The following is a 15,693-nucleotide window of genomic DNA, read 5'->3' on the forward strand; positions in this document are numbered from 1 at the left end:
CCACGTCCGGGCCGGCCGGCGCACCACACCGTCCGGCCGGGCCGGGTCGGGTCGGGCGGGCCTGTGCTGCACGGACCGGGGAGCGGGCCGGCCCGGGTGCGGCGTTGAGATGGATGCGCTGTTGAGATGAATGCCTGCCCGGCCGGGAATAGAGGGCGGGGGTGCCTGTTGATCACACCATGACTTCTCTGACGCATGGGGCATGGGGACGGGTGGGTATCTGGAGCAGTGCTCTGCACGCATCGCGGACGGACGACGCGGGCAGGGCAGCGATCGAGGAGGCGGTCGCCGAGCTCGAGGAACTGGGGTATGGCACGGTCTGGATCGGAGGCAGTCCCACGCCCGACGACGCAGCGGCCGTCGTCGCCGCGACCCGCACGGTGACCGTGGCCACCGGGATCCTGAGCATCTGGGACCACACCGCGAAGGACGTGGCGGCACGGATCGCGGCACTCGAGGCGAGCGCACGCGGGCGGTTCGTCCTCGGCCTGGGCGTCAGCCACGGCCCGATGGTGCCGCAGTACGCGAAGCCCTACAGCGCGATGGTCGCCTACCTCGACGCCCTGGACGCCGCCACCCCGCCCGTGGCCGGCGGACACCGCGTCCTGGCGGCGCTCGGCCCGAAGATGCTGAAGCTCGCAGCCGGCCGGTCGCTGGGCGCACATCCCTATCTCGTCACCACCGAGCACACCGCGGAGGCACGCGAGGCGCTCGGCCCCGGCGCGCTGCTCGCCCCGGAGCTGACGGTCGTACTCGACCACGACCTCGACCGGGCCCGCACCACCGCGCGGAACATGCTGGGCATGTATCTCCGGCTGCCCAACTACACCGACAACCTGCTGCGCCTGGGGTTCACCGACAGCGACTTCGGGGGCGGCGGCAGTGTCCGCCTCCTGGACGCCCTGTTCGCGCTGGGTGACACCGAACGGGTGAGGACGCGGACACGGGAGTACCTGGATGCCGGTGCCGATCACGTCGCGCTCCAGGTACTCACCGCCGGTGAGGGCGGCGCCGGCCTGCCGCGGGCCCAGTGGCGTGAGCTGGCCGGGGTGTTCGCCGGCGAACTGTAGCGGTGTGCCCCCTGCTCCGGGCCGTCCCCTGAAGGTTCCCGCACCGCCCGCGGCTCGTTGCCGCCTCCCCGGCCGCGCGGCCGCGGTCAGCGGCAGTGCGCGAGGCCGGGCGGCGGGAAGGCGGCGGCGCGGGAACCCGTGGCCGGGGTGAGGCCCGGATCAGCGGATCTCGGTGACCCGGCGTTCCTTCAGGGCGGCGCAGTTGGAGTTCTCCACCGACACGTACACGTTGGCTATGTTGCCGCCCCAGCTCACGCAGTGGCCCTTGCCGTAGACGTAGGCGGGCCCGGCGTAGGAGGTGTAGTTCCCGAAGTCGTCGGCCCACGCGTCGGTGTCGGGGACGTAGACGTACACGGACATGCTCTTGGCCGTGCCCGGGTTGGAACGGATCGTGGCGACACAGTTCTTGCCGTTGGAGGAGTTGTACGTCAGGTAGACGGTGCCCAGTGAACCGACGGGCACCGAGTTCACGGTCTTGTAGGCGCTGCCGCAGACGCCCTGGGGTGTGACGTTGGGTGCGGCGGAGGCGGTCGTGGCCAGGGCGGTCGTGCCGCCCACGGCCAGGGCGGCGACCGCCCCTGCAGCGGCGATAGTACGCGTGATTCCCATATTTCCCCCTTGTGTACCTGAGAGCGGTTTGCTCCTACTCGATGTGACCCTCGAACGGTGCGGATGGTTGTGCCGGGATCCGACCGGGATACACGGGCCCTCGGGGTGAAGTGGGTTGGCCCGGCGCCCTGTTGATGGCGTCCACCGGTTCATTCGGGGCCGGTCCGGCCGCGTCCGGGCGGCCCCGAAGGCCGGGGTGGGCCGCGTCCGGGCGGCCCCGAGGACCGGGGTGGGCCGCGTCCCGCCCTGGTCCTGCCGGCCTCCGCCGGACCGGGGCGGGACGGACGGGCCGAGAGCATGCGCCTTGCGCCTGCGGGGGCCGGTTCGCAGCCCCGGGACGAGTGCCCGGGACGGGGGCGCACCGGACGGGCAGGGCAACCGGGCAGAGGACCGGGGCGGGGAGGGGGGTGGGGTGGGGTGGGTGTTCCGGGTGGGTGGGCAGAGGACGGGGCGGGGTGTCGCGGGTGGAGAGGAAGGGTGCCGCCGGGCGGGGCGGGCTCGGGGGCTGCTGTCGTTGCCGGAGGGGTGCCGGCCGGGTGGGCGGTTCGCTGCCCGAGGTACCGGACGGTGTGCGGCCGGGCACCGGCGTGTGCGGCCGGGTCTTGGTGCGTGGTGTGCGGCCGGGTCTTGGCGTGTGCGGGGAGGGCTCGAGCGGGTGTCGAGCGGGAGGCCCTAGGGTCGCCGGCATGCGGATCTTCGTTACCGGCGGTGCAGGATTTATCGGGTCCCAGTACGTCAGGGCGCTGCTGTCCGGCGAGCTTCCCGGGTCGGACGGCGCCCGGGTCACTGTCATCGACAAGCTCGGCCACGGCAGCAACATGGACAACCTCGCCCCGGTCGCGGAGCATCCCGGTTTCCGGTTCGTCCACGGTGACATCTGCGATGCGCAACTGGTCGACGAGGTGGTGCGCGGGCACGACGTGATCGTGCACTTCGCCGCCGAGTCGCATGTCGACCGGTCGATCGATGACGCGCGCCCGTTCGTGACGGCCAATGTGCTCGGTACGCAGGTCCTGCTGGACGCGGCCCGGCGGCACGGGGCAGGGCGCTTCGTCCATGTGTCGACGGACGAGGTCTACGGTTCCATCGCGGACGGGTCGTGGACCGAGTCGCAGCCGCTGGCACCGAATTCACCGTACGCGGCGTCGAAGGCGGGTTCCGACCTGCTGGTCCTTTCCGCGCACCGGACCCACGGGCTGGACGTCGTGATCACCCGGTGCTCGAACAACTACGGCCCTTACCAGAATCCGGAGAAGGTCATCCCGCTGTTCGTGACGAACCTTCTGCGGGGCCGGCGGGTCCCGTTGTACGGGGAGGGCGGAAACGTTCGTGAATGGCTTCATGTCGCGGACCACTGCCTGGCCATTCAGCTGGTTCTGCGGGGCGGGCGGCCCGGTCGTGTCTACCACGTGGGCGGCGGCACGGAGCTGACGAACCGGGAGCTGACCGGGCGTCTGCTGGAGAGCTGCGGGGCGGGCTGGGACAGGGTCGAGCGGGTCGCCGACCGGCTCGGCCACGACCAGCGGTACTCCCTGGACATGACCAGGATCCGCGATGAGCTGGGGTTCGTCCCCCAGCAGTCCTTCGACACCGGTCTCAAGGACACGGTCGAGTGGTACAGGGAAAACACTTCCTGGTGGGACCGGTAGAAGTCCGGTGCCCTGCGCGCAGGGTCCCGGAGGCTTTCTTCGTGATGCGTGCGGTGGCCCCCGGATCTCGTGGTGCGGTCCTGCGGCGGCCCGGGCTTCCCTCACACAGAAATGAACAAGGGTGATAGATATGGCCGACCGGAAGACACCGGGGACCGGCAGGGAAGTACGGCCGGTGCACTGTGCCGGGGACCGGCCCGGCAAGGACGCCCCCGAGGTTGTCGAGGCCGGTGTCCCCGCTTTCCCGCCCGGCAGCGTACCGGCAGACGGCCGGCGCCCGCAGGTGAGCGCCGCCGTCCGGGGCCTGACGGCCCAGCAGCCGGGGCCGGTGATGCTGCCGCCCTGTGCCCACGGGCTCCCCCGGGGGCCGCGTGGCCGTCGGGGTCCCGCGATGACCGGCGCCGGGCGGGCACGGCCCGCACACCGGGAACCGGGCGTGGCCCACTCCCCCATCCGAACAAGGAGTTCTCTGCGATGACCGCTCAGATGACCATGGAGGCCCCGGTCAGGGCGCGCCGGGCCGGACTCGTCCTGGCGGTGTGCTGCCTGGGGCAGCTGATCGTGATCCTCGACGCTTCGATCGTGAACGTCGCCATCCCCTCCATCCAGGACGCGCTGCACTTCACACCGGGCAGCCTGACCTGGGTGTACAACGGGTACCTGATCCCGTTCGCGGGTTTCCTGCTGTTCTCCGGGCGGATGGTCGACCTGTTCGGCGGCCGGCGTCTGCTCCTGATCGGTACTGCCGTGTTCACGGTGTTCAGCTTCGTCGGGGGGATCGCCCCGAACGCGGCGACGCTGGTCCTGGGGCGCGCCGGGCAGGGCTTCGGCGGTGCGGTCATCGCGTCCGCGACCCTGGCCGTGCTGAGCTCCACGTTCACCGAGCCGGTCGAGCGTGCCAAGGCGTTCGCCCTGTGGGGTGCGGCGTCCGGGAGCGGCGGGGCGATCGGTGTCCTGAGCGGCGGGGCGATCGTCGAGTGGGCGTCGTGGCGGTGGGTGTTCCTGGTGAACCTGCCGCTGGGCCTGCTGATCGCGGGTATGGCCGTCATGTCGGTCACCGCCGCCCCGGGCGGCGCGGGCGGCCCGCGTAAGAAGGCCAAGCTCGACGTGCTGGGGTCCCTGTCGGTCACCCTGGGGATCGCCGCCCTCGTCTACGGGCTCGCCGAGGGGCAGCACTACGGGTGGGGATCGGCGCGTATCGTCACGTCGCTGACGATCGGTGTGGTCCTGCTCGCGGTGTTCGTGCTCGACCAGGCCAAACTGGCCGAGCAGCCGCTGATGGAGCTGAGCCTGTTCCGTAACCGCTCGGTGTGGGCGGCCAACCTCACGATGCTGGCCTTCGGTGCGGCACTGCCCACGATGTTCTACTTCCTGACCCTGCTCTACCAGTCGGTGCTCCACTACAGTGCCATCCGTACCGGGCTGGCGTTCCTGCCCCTGACGGTGTTCGCGTTCATCGGTGCCGCCGCGTCCTCGAGCGTGGCACCGCGCACCGGTCCCCGGCCGATGATGCTGGTCGGGCTCCTGCCGATGATCGCCGGGCTGGTGTGGCAGTCGGCGGCCGACGAGCACGCCACCTACCTCGCCGATCTGCTGGGCCCGACCCTGCTGTTCGGTGTGGGTCTGGGCATCGTGGTCACCTCGGTGGCGGGCGCGGCGACGGCGGGTGTGCCGGAGGACAAGCACGGCCTGGCATCGGGGGTGCTGAACACCTCGCAGTCGCTGGGCGGCGCGGCCGGGCTCGCGGTCATGGTGGCCCTGGCCCAGACCCGTACGGCGGAGGTCGCCGGTGACGGTCCCCCGGACGCGCATGCGTTCGTGGCCGGGTACGGGGTCGCGTTCCTCGCGACCGGGGTACTGCTCACCCTGAGCCTCGCGGCCGCGGCGGCGGTACCGCGCGGCCCCCGGTAGCCCCAGCGGCCCCCAGGGCCGCACACCCCCACCCGTACGGTCACCGCCCGGCCCACCGCGGCCCCCCCGTTTTTTGGCGGTCCGCTGTCCGGGACGGGCTGCGGGCAGCCCTCGCCGCCCGCAGCGGACCAGCAGTGAGAAGCCCGCCCGGCCCACCGGGCGGGCTTCTCACTGCCCCCGGGCCCGAGTGAACCCCGAACACCCCCGGAGCAGCACACAGACACCGGACAAGTCGCAGGCCGCAGCAGACGGAAGCGGAGGCGGAGGCAGAGGCAGAGGCGGAGGCGGACGGCCGCAGGTGCAGGCGCGGGGCGCAGGCAGAGGCAAAGGCAGAGGCAGAAGCTGAGGCAGAAGCGGAGGCTGAGGCTGAGGCTGAGGCAGAAGCGCAGGCTGAGGCTGAGGCAGAAGCGCAGGCTGAGGCAGAAGCGCAGGCTGAGGCAGAAGCGCAGGGCGCAGGCAGAGGCTGAGGCAGAAGCGCAGGGCGCAGACGAAGGCGGACGGCCGCAGGACCGCAAGGCCGCAAGGCCGCAGGACCGCAAGGCCGCAGGACCGCAAGGCCGCAGGACCGCAAGGCCGCAGGACCGCAGGCAGGGGATCTGTGGGGAGCCGTGTGCGAAGCGGGAGAGCGAAACCAAATCCGGGAGAACCCTGCCGGGGAGGGCGGGGCCCTTGTGGAACAGGGCCGTGAAGCGGGGCGGGCCCGCGGTGTGGCGGTGGGTGGTCTCCCTGGCCATGACGACAAGAGGGACGCCCAGGGCAGGCACGCAGGCACCATGTCCCTGCCCTGCTCCGCCTCGCACAGCGGGTGGGCCGGCGTCCTCTTCTTCGTGCTCCGCGAGGGAACCTTCCACGGATCCCGGCCGGCCACCGACATCAGCCATTCATCGGGCCGGCACGCCCTCACAAGGGTTGGGCACGACCACGGCCAGTGGCCCGGGGCAAGGCAGGAGTGATCCGGGAAGTACTCGATGTGCCGGCGGCAGCCCTCGTTCGTCTCCGCAACCGACCGGAGTCCGTCACCGCGAACGCTCAGGCCCGGCCGGTCACCCCCGGTGAGCGGAACGCCGCGCCCCGAACCGACTCGGACACACACGCACACGCACCCGGCCCCACTGGTGCCGGCCGCCTCGGCCGAACAGAAGCCTGCCCGTGCCAGTGCCGCCGAAGCCCGCTCAGCCGAGGCAGTGGTTTCCCTGCCCCTCCCCCGAGACACGGCCGGCCGGGTTCCGCAGAGCCACCCCAACCGAAGCATCCGGCCCCTCCTCATCGGAGAAGAACAAAACCCTCGCCCGCCACCACCGCCCTCCCCCCTCCGTCCCACAACGGCCGGACCCGGCAACCAGAGCCGAGCCCCGGCCGGCCGGGCCCGGGCCACCACGCAGCCGGCCGCCACGGACACCCCACACCCCCGACGAACACCACAAGGGCCCCCGGGCCCGGACCGCGCCTGCGGCCCGCAACACCCAGAGCAGCAGCCCGGCGCCCACCCGGCCTCGATCGGCGCTATAGGCGGCGTCCTTAGCCTCCCGAACATGCGAGGCATCATCTTGGCCGGCGGGACCGGCTCCCGGCTGTGGCCGGTCACCCAAGTCATGTCGAAACAGCTCATGCCTGTATTCGACAAGCCGATGATCTACTACCCCCTGTCCACCCTGGTACTGGCAGGCGTGCGGGACATCCTCGTCATCACCATGCCCTCCGAACGGGACTCCTTCGAGCGGCTGCTGGGCGACGGATCGCAACTGGGCCTGCAGATCCAGTACGCGACGCAGCCCAGCCCCGGAGGCATCGCGCAGGCGTTCCTGATCGGGGCGGACTTCATCGGGGACGAACCGGTCGCGCTCATCCTCGGCGACAACATCTTCCACGGCGTGGGCCTCGGGGAACAGCTCAAAGCACACTCCTCCCCCCAGGGCGGGCACATCTTCGCCTACCCGGTCGCGAACCCGAGCGCGTTCGGCGTACTGGACTTCGACCGCGAGGGACACGTCCTGTCCATCGAGGAGAAGCCCGCACACCCCAAATCCAGGTACGTGGTCCCCGGCCTCTACTTCTACGACAACCGTGTCGTGGAGATCGCAGGGTCCCTCCTGCCCAGTGCACGGGGCGAGCTGGAGATCACCGAGGTCAACCAGGCCTACCTGCGCCGCGGTGAACTCGCCGTGACCGTCCTGGACCGCGGAACCGCGTGGCTGGACACCGGGACGTTCGCCTCGATGGTGCAGGCCTCGGAATTCGTCCGGGTCATCGAGGAGCGACAGGGCCTGAAGATCGGCTGTGTCGAGGAAGCAGCCTGGCGCAACGGGCTCATCGGCGACGACCACCTGCGTGAACTCGCCCAGCCCCTCCTGCCCAGCGGCTACGGAACCTACCTGACCGGCCTCCTGGACGCCGCCGCCGAAGACATCCAACAACCCACCCCCACCCCGGCAACGGCATCACCGGCACCGGCTACGGCGTCGGCATCGTCGGCCCCGGTGTCGGATCCGGCGTCGGATCCGGTGCCGGTCTCGGCCCCGGCGTCGGATCCGGTGCCGGTGTCGGTGTCGGGTCCGGTGTCGTCGGCCCTGGCGTCGGAGGGCCCGCGGCAGCCCGCCCCGGCCACGGACGAAGAGACCCGCCACCCCACCCCCGCCGGACACAGCCGGCAGCCCACCCCGCCGCACACCTCCCCCCAGCCCACCCCCGCCAAGGAAAGCCGCCAGCCCACCCCCGCCGAACAGACCCGCCGCCCGGTCCCGGTCGGCGCCGGCGCCACCGGGTGAGAAGGAAACTCATGAAGATCGAAGAACTCGGCATCCAGGGCGTCCACCTCGTCCGGCCACAGGTGTTCGACGACCCGCGCGGCGCGTTCCTGGAACTGTTCGTCGGCCACCGACTGTCCGCGCAGACCGGCCGCCCCATGGACGTGGCCCAGGTCAACTGCTCCGTCTCCCGGCACGGCACGATCCGCGGGATCCACCTCACCGCAACCCCGCCCGGCGAAGCCAAGTACGTGACCTGCGTGAGCGGCTCGATCATCGACGTCGTCGTCGACGTCCGCACCGGCTCACCCACCTACGGGGCATCCCTCGCCATCCCCCTGGACGACACACAGCACCACGCCCTGTACATCGCCGAAGGCCTCGGCCACGGATTCGCCGCGGTCAGCGACACCGCCGTGGTCACCTACCTCTGCGACAACACCTACACCCCCGGCCAGACCATCTCGATCAACCCCCTGGACCCCCAACTCGCCCTGCCCTGGCCCGACCTCGACGACATCGTCCTGTCCGACAAGGACCGCACCGCCCCGACCCTCGCCCAGGCCGAAGCCCTGGGCATCCTCCCCCACTACACCACCCCACACACCCCCGCCCGCCCGGCAGGACAACGGCCCGCCCCCCACAAGTGACACAAGGTCACCCAGGAGCAACCCGCCCACCGACACCAGGAACAGGACCAGGAACACTCATGAAGAGGCACATCGCCTTCCTGAACATCCCCGCCGCCGGTCACGTCACACCGACCCTGGGCGTAGTCGAAGAACTCGTCAAGCGCGGCCACAAGGTCAGCTACCTCGCCGCCGGCCCCGTCGCCGAACGCATCGCCTCCACCGGCGCCGAGATCATCCCCTACACCTCCGCCCTCGACCCCCGCACCATCGCACCGACCGGCGCACAGGACTGGCTGGCCCGCGTCCTGCTCGGCGCGGTCCGCGAAGCAGCCGCCACCGCACCCGTCCTGGAAGCCCACTTCGGCGACGACCTGCCCGACTGCCTCGTCTACGACATCTCCATGCAGTTCCTGGGCCGCGTCATGTCCCGCAAACTCGGCATACCCGGCATCCAGCTCTACCCCGTCCTGGCCTCCCACCAGTACTTCTCCCAAGCACACGACACAGCCGAAGGACTCTTCGGCGACCTCACCCGCGAACTACGCACATTCGCCGACACCCACGGCCTCCACGACACGCCCCTGGACGAACTCATGTCCGACGCCCCCCGCAACATCTCCTTCATGCCCCGCGAGTTCCAGACCGACGCCGGCTCCTTCCCCGACGACCAGTACACCTTCGTCGGGATCCCCCTGCGCGAAAGCGACCTCCAGGGCACCTGGCGGCCCACGAACAACAACCCCGTCGTCCTGATCTCCCTGGGCACCACCTTCAACACCCAACCCGAATTCTTCGCGATGTGCGCGAAAGCATTCGAAGGACTCCCCTGGCACGTCGTGATCGCCGCGGGCCCCGGCGTCGACCTCGAAGCCGTCGGTGAACTCCCCCCGAACGCCGAGATCCATTCCTGGCTCACCCTCCAGGCCGTCCTCGAACACGCCGGCGCGTTCGTCTGCCACGGCGGCGCCGGCAGCACCATGAACGCCCTGTATGCCGGAGTCCCTCTCGTCTCGGTCCCCCACAACGGTGACGAAGAAATGATCGCCGCACGAACCGCCGAGCTGAAACTCGGCCGGGTCCTGACCCCCCACGACATCACCGCCGACACGCTACGCGCAGCCGTCCAGGACGTCGCTACCGACACCACCATCCAGACCAACGTACGCACCATGCGTCACGCCATGCACGAAGCCGGCGGCGCTCCCCGCGCAGCCGACACCATCCTGAACCACCTCACCACCACCCCATAACACCCCACACCCCCACCACCCCACCACCCCCGCACCGCCACCCACACAACCACACCACCCACAACCCCCTGCACCACCACACCCACAACCCCCTGCACCACCCCGGCCCGCACCCACACACCGCCACTCACACACACCGCCACCCACAGGGCTGCCACCACAACCCCGCTCTACAGCACCACCCCAGCCCCCTGCACCACCAAGGCCCGTAGTCACCGGAGAAGAAGGAAACGATGAACACACACGACCTCACCACCAAACTCGCCCCACACAACATCTACCTCGAAATCCAGCAGTTCTACGCACTCCAGCTGAAAATCCTCGACCGCGGCGACGGCGAACAATGGGCCCGCACCTTCACCCCCGACGGCGTATTCCAGGCCGCCGACATGCCCGACCCCCTCACCGGCCGCGCAACCCTCACCAAAGCAATCGAACACCAAACCCTCAAACACGAAGGACTCATCCTCCGCCACTGGCTCGGACAACTCACCATCGAACAACTCGACGACAACACCGTCCACGCACAGAGCTACGTCATGGTCTACGTCATCCCCAACCAAACCCTCCTCGACGGAGACGTCCACTTCCGCCACCACACCCTCTGCAACGACAAACTCACCCGCACCAACGGAACCTGGCACGTCAACAACCGCTACGTCACCACCGACGGCAACTACAAATAACCCCCACACACCAACAACACCACCACCCACCACCCCACACCACCACAACAACAACAGCACTGTCAGCGGCAGCAGACCATGCGCTGGCCGAGTTCGGCGGGCGAGCCCTGCTTCCAGGCGGTGTTGTCGCCCAGGCCGGCTCTCAGCCGGTCCCGCAGGCCTTGCTCGCCCTCGGGGCCACGGGTGGTACTGAGATGGCGTCGATCAACGGCAGGTCCGGCTCCGGCGGTATGCCGTGTTCGGCTGCGCCCACGACCGACCCCCGCTTACGATCCGTCAGCAGGTCGACACACCGTGAGAACACCGCAGGGCGCTGGGGATGCAGGAGCGACAGTGGATCACCACCCGCTGGAGCGAACTGGACTCCCTCGCCGCAAAGTTGGCCAAGCAACTCCAGGAGGTCCAGGCCAAGCGGGATGAACTGGCGATCGTGGAGCGGGTGTTGTACCGTCCGGCCGAGCAGGCCCTCGCCGACGCCGCGGCTGTCGCTCCGGTACCGGCGAAGGTGGCCGGGCGGGCAGTCCTACTCATCCCGCTCCGCAGCGACGCGGCCAACGAGGGCGCGCTGCCCCGACGACTACCGCAAGATCCGCGCGATCGTGCGGGAGGCTGACGGCCCGGTGCAGGTCAGGGCGTCGGCGAGCGGCTGGGCCTGGACACCTCGGTGCGCGGCAAGCTGGAACCTCTGCGGGCGAAGATGACCAAGCTCGCCGACCGCGACTGTCTGCACAAGCGGGGCGACGTGCGGTTCACGGCACGTCCGTAGTCGCGCGGGGCGCGCCCTTACTGACGGGCCCTCGTTTGGTGTGAAGAAAAACATCAGTTCCGCGAGGGCCCTGACGGCCTTGTCTACACCGCCCGCCTGCCGCTGTCGAGTGCCACCCTGAACTGGCTCGCCGACCTGATACCCGGCTACCTCAACAAGATCGGCTCGCGGTGGCGTCCTGCCCGCGGGGAAGATCACCACCATCGTGCTGGCGGTGCTGCGCTGTTACCAGCGGCCTGGCGACCTGGCCGGCGGCAACGGCATCCACCGCACCACCGTGACCCGATGGGTGAAGGAGGTCGTCGGCCTGCTCGCCGCCCGCGCCCCACGCCTGGACCGGGCCCTGAAGAAGATCGCCCGAAAGGGCGGCGACATCGTACTGCTGGACGGATCGGTGATCCGCACCCGGCGCAGAACCGGGAGGGAGAACCGGAAGAACTACTCCGGCAAGAACAAATGCCACGGCCTGCTCGTGATCGCCCTCACCGACGACCGGGGCCGACTGCTGTGGATCTCGGCGGCCCGCCCCGGGCGCGCCTCGGAGATCACCGCCTGCCGGCACGACAAGCTCACCCGGAAACCGCGGGAAGCCGGGCTCGGCGCCATCGCCGACCTGGGGTTCGTCGGCCCCGACGACGGCGGCCCCGACGGTGATCACAGGCTACAAGACCGCCCGAACCGACCCGGCCCCGCCAAAGCCGCTGACGGTACGACAGGTGACCGGCTGGCTCACCCGACACCCCGCCGCCCTGAGCGCGGAAGACCGGGCCAGCCTGAATGACGTTCTGGCCCGCTGTCCCGAACTGGATACGCCCGCCGGACACGTCCGGGACTTCGGCGAGATACTCACCGGCCGCCTCGGCTCCACGCTCCCCGCCTGGATCGACGCAGTCGAAGCCAGCCAGTTGCCCGGACTCACCGGGTTCGCACTCCACCTGCGCCGAGACCTCGACGCCGTGGCCGCCGGTCTCACTCTGAACTGGAGCTCCTGCAGCATCGGGGTGCCGTGAACCGCATCAAGAAGATCAAGAGACAGCTCTACGGCCGAGCCGGATTCGAACTCCTTCGTAAGATGATCTTGCTTCAATAGCGCGTCGCCCTGGTGCCGGCTCGCCAGCTTCCCGGCCCCTTGAGACCAGAGTTCGGACGTCCAGATCCCGACAGGACGGCCACGCGAAGGGAACCACAACTGAGGCTGTGAGTCGCGACGCCTCTCGTCAGCCTGCCCATCCCAATGGAAACGGCCCTCGGCATCAGGCCACAGCACGGGGAGAGGCGGCCGCCGGTAGAACCCGATCGCCTGTCCGAAGAAGGTCCGGTGCCAGCTGCGATCGATCTGCCTGAGCGCGACTTGATACCCGTGGACAACATCAGGATGGCTCTGGCCGTCCGCCAGCACTTCGCCTGCGGCGGACTTCTCTCCGAGCGTGTTAAGCATGCGGTGCATGGCGTGGACATTGAGCCCGAACATGGCGAGTTCGGGTCCGCCGTGGGTGTGCGCGAGGCCGATCGTGTAGACGAATCCAGGACTGATCTCGTCTTCGGGAACCATCACGACGTGCCATCCGTACTGCCGCACATGCTCGATGACCGTCAGATCCATGCGGTCCGCTTCATCCCGGTCGCCGTAGTCATGGCAGAGGACACAGCGGCACTGGAACGGATCACCAGTCATGTGCGGAGGTCACGAGGTGAGCGTTCAGGTCGAGCAACCGGGGTTTGGGCCCTCTCAATCGAACAGCGACGTCACGCTTCGCGACGGCTCCCCAAGATCTCGTGGACAAAGCCGGCCAATGTCGGTGAAAGGTAGGAACACCTCCCGACCATCAAGGCCAGACCCTCGGCCTGGCGACCGGCCGGCTGAGGACCAGGCCGGCCGCGGCCCTAGAGTTCGGGATCATGACGAGGACCACGCCACCGCGCCCGCTCGACGTCGAGGCGCTCTTCCCCGGGATCTCGGCCCACCGCGGCACGACTACCCGGTTGCACCCGCGGCCGGGCAGCCCTGACGTGTCGGTGAGCTCCGTGGGCGGGCCGATGCTCTGGCCGGCGGACGAGCCGTGGCCGGTGTGCACCGATCCGCACCCCCACGGGCGTGGCCGGCGCCCCGCGGACATCCACCGGGAGCGGCAGCTCCTGGCCGCCGCGTGGGCCCGGGACCCGGGCTCCGGCCCCACGGACGAGGAACGGCGGCTCCTGGAGGAGCTCAGGCGCAGGCACCGGGCGGCAGGGGAGGGCGGGGAGTCAGATCCGCTCCCGATGATCGGTCTGGCCCAGCTGTACCGCCAGGACGTGCCAGACCTGCTCGCGGGGCCGGAGGAGTGCGATCTGCTCCAGGTCTTCTGGTGCCCCTTCGACGCGCACGGCGAGAACCGGACCGGCATGCTGCTGGACCTGCGCTGGCGCCGGTCGTGCGAGGTCGTCAGGGCGATGGCGCAGCCGCCCGTGCCGGAGGTCGTGGGCTTCGAGGGTTACGTACCCGAGCCGTGCGCGCTGCACCCCGAGCAGGTGGTCACGTACCCCTTCGCCGAGCTGCTGCCCGGAGAGCTGTGCGCCCGGATCGAGGCCAGGGAAGAGGCCCTCGAAGAGGAGGCCGAGGAAGCGGACGCGGAGGAATGGGACTGGCCGACCTACCAGTTCGACCTGTCCGTCCCGCCCGGCTGGCGAGCCGGGGGCTACGCGTCCTGGAACCTGACCGACGCCGCCGCCACGGACTGCCCGGTCTGCGCGGCCCCGATGGAACTGCTGCTGACCATCGCCAGCTCGGAGTGGGACGGCGGAAGCGGCAGCTGGATACCGCTGGAGGAACGGGGCCCTGCCGTCGGCGGGGGCGGCGAGCCCACCGGGGTCACGGTGGGCCGCTGGGGCAAGCTGATCATCTTCGCCTGCCCCGCCGACCCGCGACATCCGCACCTCAGAAGCATCCAGTAGCTGCCGCACGGACCATCGCGCACGAACCCTGGCTATGGCATCGGCGCGAGACATCCGGATGCAGTCGGCCAGGGGTGGCGGCATCTCGACTGGGATTTCCCCAGCCGGAGCACCACCGTGCTGGGGCTGATCTCACGTGCCCGGCCGTGCACCGCGGCCCACGACCCGACCCGGTGGTCATCGACGACAACGTCGGCTACGGCAGCACGCTGCGCGCCGCGCGCGCCCTGGTCGAACAGCTCGGCGGGCGGGCCGTCACCCGCAGCGTCGAATCCGCCTGGACTCTCTACCACCGGTCCGGCGGCACGACATCGCCGACGCTGCAGACCTGCCGACCTGCCGACCTACCGACCCGCGCCCCAACCTGCACCACAGCATCCACAAGCGTCTGACCGGACACCTGCTGCGCGGCGACACCGGAGCCTGTCTGCGCGCCGGAGCCCTCACCCTGCGGCGGAGCCTTGAGGCGCTCGATCTGTGCAGCCCGCAGGTCCGGAATTACGCCCGTTTCCCGAAGCTCGGTCAACCGGCGTTCGAACTCCCGCCGCGCGGTGATGCCGTCGGTTCGCGATGAGTCCCGTGGTGCTCGACCCGGCCCGAACCGCATTGTTGCGCTCAGGAGGCGCGGTGAAAGCGGTGGTGTAGGTCGCGCACCTGCTCCGCGAGGCCGGGAATCGGGCCCTCCACCACGAGGTCAGGGACGATATCTTGGATCGGCAGGGCCCGCACAGGAGGCGCGGGAATATCCAACTCGGCGAGCCAGGCTGTCAGTTGCTCGGAGGAGCTCACGTACACGATGCGCCCCAGCCCGACCCAGCCATGCGCGGCGGCGCACATCGGGCAGTGCTCACCAGAGGTGAAGACGGTCGCAGCCGCTCGTTCCGCGGGGGACATGTTCGCCGCGGCCCACCGAGCCAGCTCGAACTCCGGATGGCGGGTCCGGTCGCCCGAGGCCACACGGTTGTGGTCCTCGGCGAGGACGGTCCCGTCCGCGGCGACGAGCACGGAGCCGAACGGCTCGTCGCCCACTTCCAGGGCTTCGGTCGCCAGTTCCACGCAGCGGCGCAGATGCCGCAGCTCAGCGTCGGTCACCATGTTGCCTCCAGCCCCTGTGCCTCAGTGGATGCTAGATCCTCGATCCGCTCGAAGCATCCGAATTCAGCTCGCGGTAGTCGTGTTCGATGCGCCACCGCAGCTTCGCGAGGCGGACGAGATCGCGGGCGGGAAGGTCGGCAGGCAGGTTGGAGATCCAGTACTTGACCGGCTCGTTCTCACCTACGGACCACTGAGCGACAGCCATTGCGGACCGGTGACTCCGTCTGGTGCGGGTTTCGGGCGGCGGCCGGCGAGGCGGACCCGCAGGAAAACCAAGCGGGCGGACACGGCAGCCTTCGGACCCCCTGCGCCAGGTCAGTCACCACGACCGCGCTGCCACGTCCCGCAGC

14 protein-coding genes and 1 pseudogene are annotated in these 15,693 nt (G+C 70.0%); 11 read left to right on the top strand and 4 right to left on the bottom strand.

Annotated features, from left to right (window positions below):
* The first annotated feature begins 179 nt into the window (after positions 1-179).
* Positions 180-1,070: a TIGR03620 family F420-dependent LLM class oxidoreductase gene (locus tag OG927_RS00520; protein ID WP_056790158.1), complete on the top strand. Its 891-nt coding sequence runs from the start codon at positions 180-182 to the stop codon at positions 1,068-1,070.
* 159 nt (positions 1,071-1,229) lie between these two features.
* On the opposite strand, the gene OG927_RS00525 is transcribed toward OG927_RS00520, so the two are convergent.
* Positions 1,230-1,679, bottom strand: a complete 450-nt coding sequence (locus OG927_RS00525; protein WP_319109060.1) for a spore-associated protein — start codon at positions 1,677-1,679, stop codon at positions 1,230-1,232.
* A gap of 686 nt (positions 1,680-2,365) precedes the next feature.
* Here OG927_RS00525 and rfbB point away from each other — a divergent pair.
* From rfbB to OG927_RS00565, 8 genes are all read left to right on the top strand, one after another.
* On the top strand, positions 2,366-3,328 hold the full coding sequence (gene rfbB / locus OG927_RS00530; RefSeq protein ID WP_056790150.1) for a dTDP-glucose 4,6-dehydratase: 963 nt from the start codon (positions 2,366-2,368) through the stop codon (positions 3,326-3,328).
* 474 nt (positions 3,329-3,802) lie between these two features.
* The gene (locus OG927_RS00535) at positions 3,803-5,239 is read left to right on the top strand and encodes an MFS transporter (RefSeq protein ID WP_209471559.1); all 1,437 of its coding nucleotides are present in this window, start codon (positions 3,803-3,805) and stop codon (positions 5,237-5,239) included.
* 1,532 nt (positions 5,240-6,771) lie between these two features.
* A complete protein-coding gene (gene rfbA / locus OG927_RS00540; RefSeq protein ID WP_456293800.1) occupies positions 6,772-8,004 on the top strand; it encodes a glucose-1-phosphate thymidylyltransferase RfbA in 1,233 nt (410 codons plus the stop codon).
* Between the two features lie 11 nt (positions 8,005-8,015).
* Complete coding sequence (locus OG927_RS00545; RefSeq protein WP_330319483.1) at positions 8,016-8,633, top strand: dTDP-4-dehydrorhamnose 3,5-epimerase family protein; 618 nt, start codon at positions 8,016-8,018, stop codon at positions 8,631-8,633.
* Positions 8,634-8,692: 59 nt separating this feature from the next.
* Positions 8,693-9,865, top strand: coding sequence for a macrolide family glycosyltransferase (locus tag OG927_RS00550; protein WP_056790137.1), 1,173 nt, complete (start codon positions 8,693-8,695; stop codon positions 9,863-9,865).
* A 233-nt stretch (positions 9,866-10,098) separates the two neighbouring features.
* Positions 10,099-10,551, top strand: coding sequence for a nuclear transport factor 2 family protein (locus OG927_RS00555; protein WP_056790133.1), 453 nt, complete (start codon positions 10,099-10,101; stop codon positions 10,549-10,551).
* Between the two features lie 319 nt (positions 10,552-10,870).
* Positions 10,871-11,164: a hypothetical protein gene (locus OG927_RS00560; protein ID WP_330319484.1), complete on the top strand. Its 294-nt coding sequence runs from the start codon at positions 10,871-10,873 to the stop codon at positions 11,162-11,164.
* 358 nt (positions 11,165-11,522) lie between these two features.
* Complete coding sequence (locus tag OG927_RS00565) at positions 11,523-12,098, top strand: transposase family protein (RefSeq protein WP_408058026.1); 576 nt, start codon at positions 11,523-11,525, stop codon at positions 12,096-12,098.
* Here OG927_RS00565 and OG927_RS00570 read toward each other — a convergent pair.
* Entirely contained in the window at positions 11,979-12,992 is a 1,014-nt protein-coding gene (locus OG927_RS00570; RefSeq protein ID WP_330319485.1) for a DUF4262 domain-containing protein, read from the bottom strand. The genes OG927_RS00565 and OG927_RS00570 overlap by 120 nt on opposite strands.
* Before the next feature lie 224 nt (positions 12,993-13,216).
* Between OG927_RS00570 and OG927_RS00575 the strand changes: the two genes are divergently transcribed.
* A complete protein-coding gene (locus OG927_RS00575) occupies positions 13,217-14,248 on the top strand; it encodes a hypothetical protein (RefSeq protein WP_330319486.1) in 1,032 nt (343 codons plus the stop codon).
* 173 nt (positions 14,249-14,421) lie between these two features.
* On the top strand, positions 14,422-14,640 hold the full coding sequence (locus OG927_RS00580) for a hypothetical protein (RefSeq protein WP_157866816.1): 219 nt from the start codon (positions 14,422-14,424) through the stop codon (positions 14,638-14,640).
* Between the two features lie 223 nt (positions 14,641-14,863).
* Here the strand turns inward: OG927_RS00580 and OG927_RS00585 are convergent, their stop codons facing one another.
* Together OG927_RS00585 and OG927_RS36175 are read right to left on the bottom strand one after the other, a co-directional pair.
* On the bottom strand, positions 14,864-15,343 hold the full coding sequence (locus OG927_RS00585; protein ID WP_124283363.1) for a nucleoside deaminase: 480 nt from the start codon (positions 15,341-15,343) through the stop codon (positions 14,864-14,866).
* Between the two features lie 58 nt (positions 15,344-15,401).
* A pseudogene (locus OG927_RS36175) lies at positions 15,402-15,662 on the bottom strand (IS701 family transposase); the annotation flags it as partial.
* Between the last annotated feature and the right edge of the window lie 31 nt (positions 15,663-15,693).

This window comes from Streptomyces clavifer, assembly GCF_036345975.1.
In the GTDB taxonomy this organism is placed as follows: domain Bacteria; phylum Actinomycetota; class Actinomycetes; order Streptomycetales; family Streptomycetaceae; genus Streptomyces; species Streptomyces clavifer.

Excerpts from the sequence above, each read along its gene's own strand:
- OG927_RS00520 (WP_056790158.1), top strand. The coding sequence starts at position 180 with ATGACTTCTCTGACGCATGGGGCATGGGGACGGGTGGGTATCTGGAGC.
- OG927_RS00525 (WP_319109060.1), bottom strand. The coding sequence starts at position 1,679 with ATGGGAATCACGCGTACTATCGCCGCTGCAGGGGCGGTCGCCGCCCTG.
- rfbB (WP_056790150.1), top strand. The coding sequence starts at position 2,366 with ATGCGGATCTTCGTTACCGGCGGTGCAGGATTTATCGGGTCCCAGTAC.
- OG927_RS00535 (WP_209471559.1), top strand. The coding sequence starts at position 3,803 with ATGACCGCTCAGATGACCATGGAGGCCCCGGTCAGGGCGCGCCGGGCC.
- rfbA (WP_456293800.1), top strand. The coding sequence starts at position 6,772 with ATGCGAGGCATCATCTTGGCCGGCGGGACCGGCTCCCGGCTGTGGCCG.
- OG927_RS00545 (WP_330319483.1), top strand. The coding sequence starts at position 8,016 with ATGAAGATCGAAGAACTCGGCATCCAGGGCGTCCACCTCGTCCGGCCA.
- OG927_RS00550 (WP_056790137.1), top strand. The coding sequence starts at position 8,693 with ATGAAGAGGCACATCGCCTTCCTGAACATCCCCGCCGCCGGTCACGTC.
- OG927_RS00555 (WP_056790133.1), top strand. The coding sequence starts at position 10,099 with ATGAACACACACGACCTCACCACCAAACTCGCCCCACACAACATCTAC.
- OG927_RS00560 (WP_330319484.1), top strand. The coding sequence starts at position 10,871 with ATGCAGGAGCGACAGTGGATCACCACCCGCTGGAGCGAACTGGACTCC.
- OG927_RS00570 (WP_330319485.1), bottom strand. The coding sequence starts at position 12,992 with ATGACTGGTGATCCGTTCCAGTGCCGCTGTGTCCTCTGCCATGACTAC.
- OG927_RS00575 (WP_330319486.1), top strand. The coding sequence starts at position 13,217 with ATGACGAGGACCACGCCACCGCGCCCGCTCGACGTCGAGGCGCTCTTC.
- OG927_RS00585 (WP_124283363.1), bottom strand. The coding sequence starts at position 15,343 with ATGGTGACCGACGCTGAGCTGCGGCATCTGCGCCGCTGCGTGGAACTG.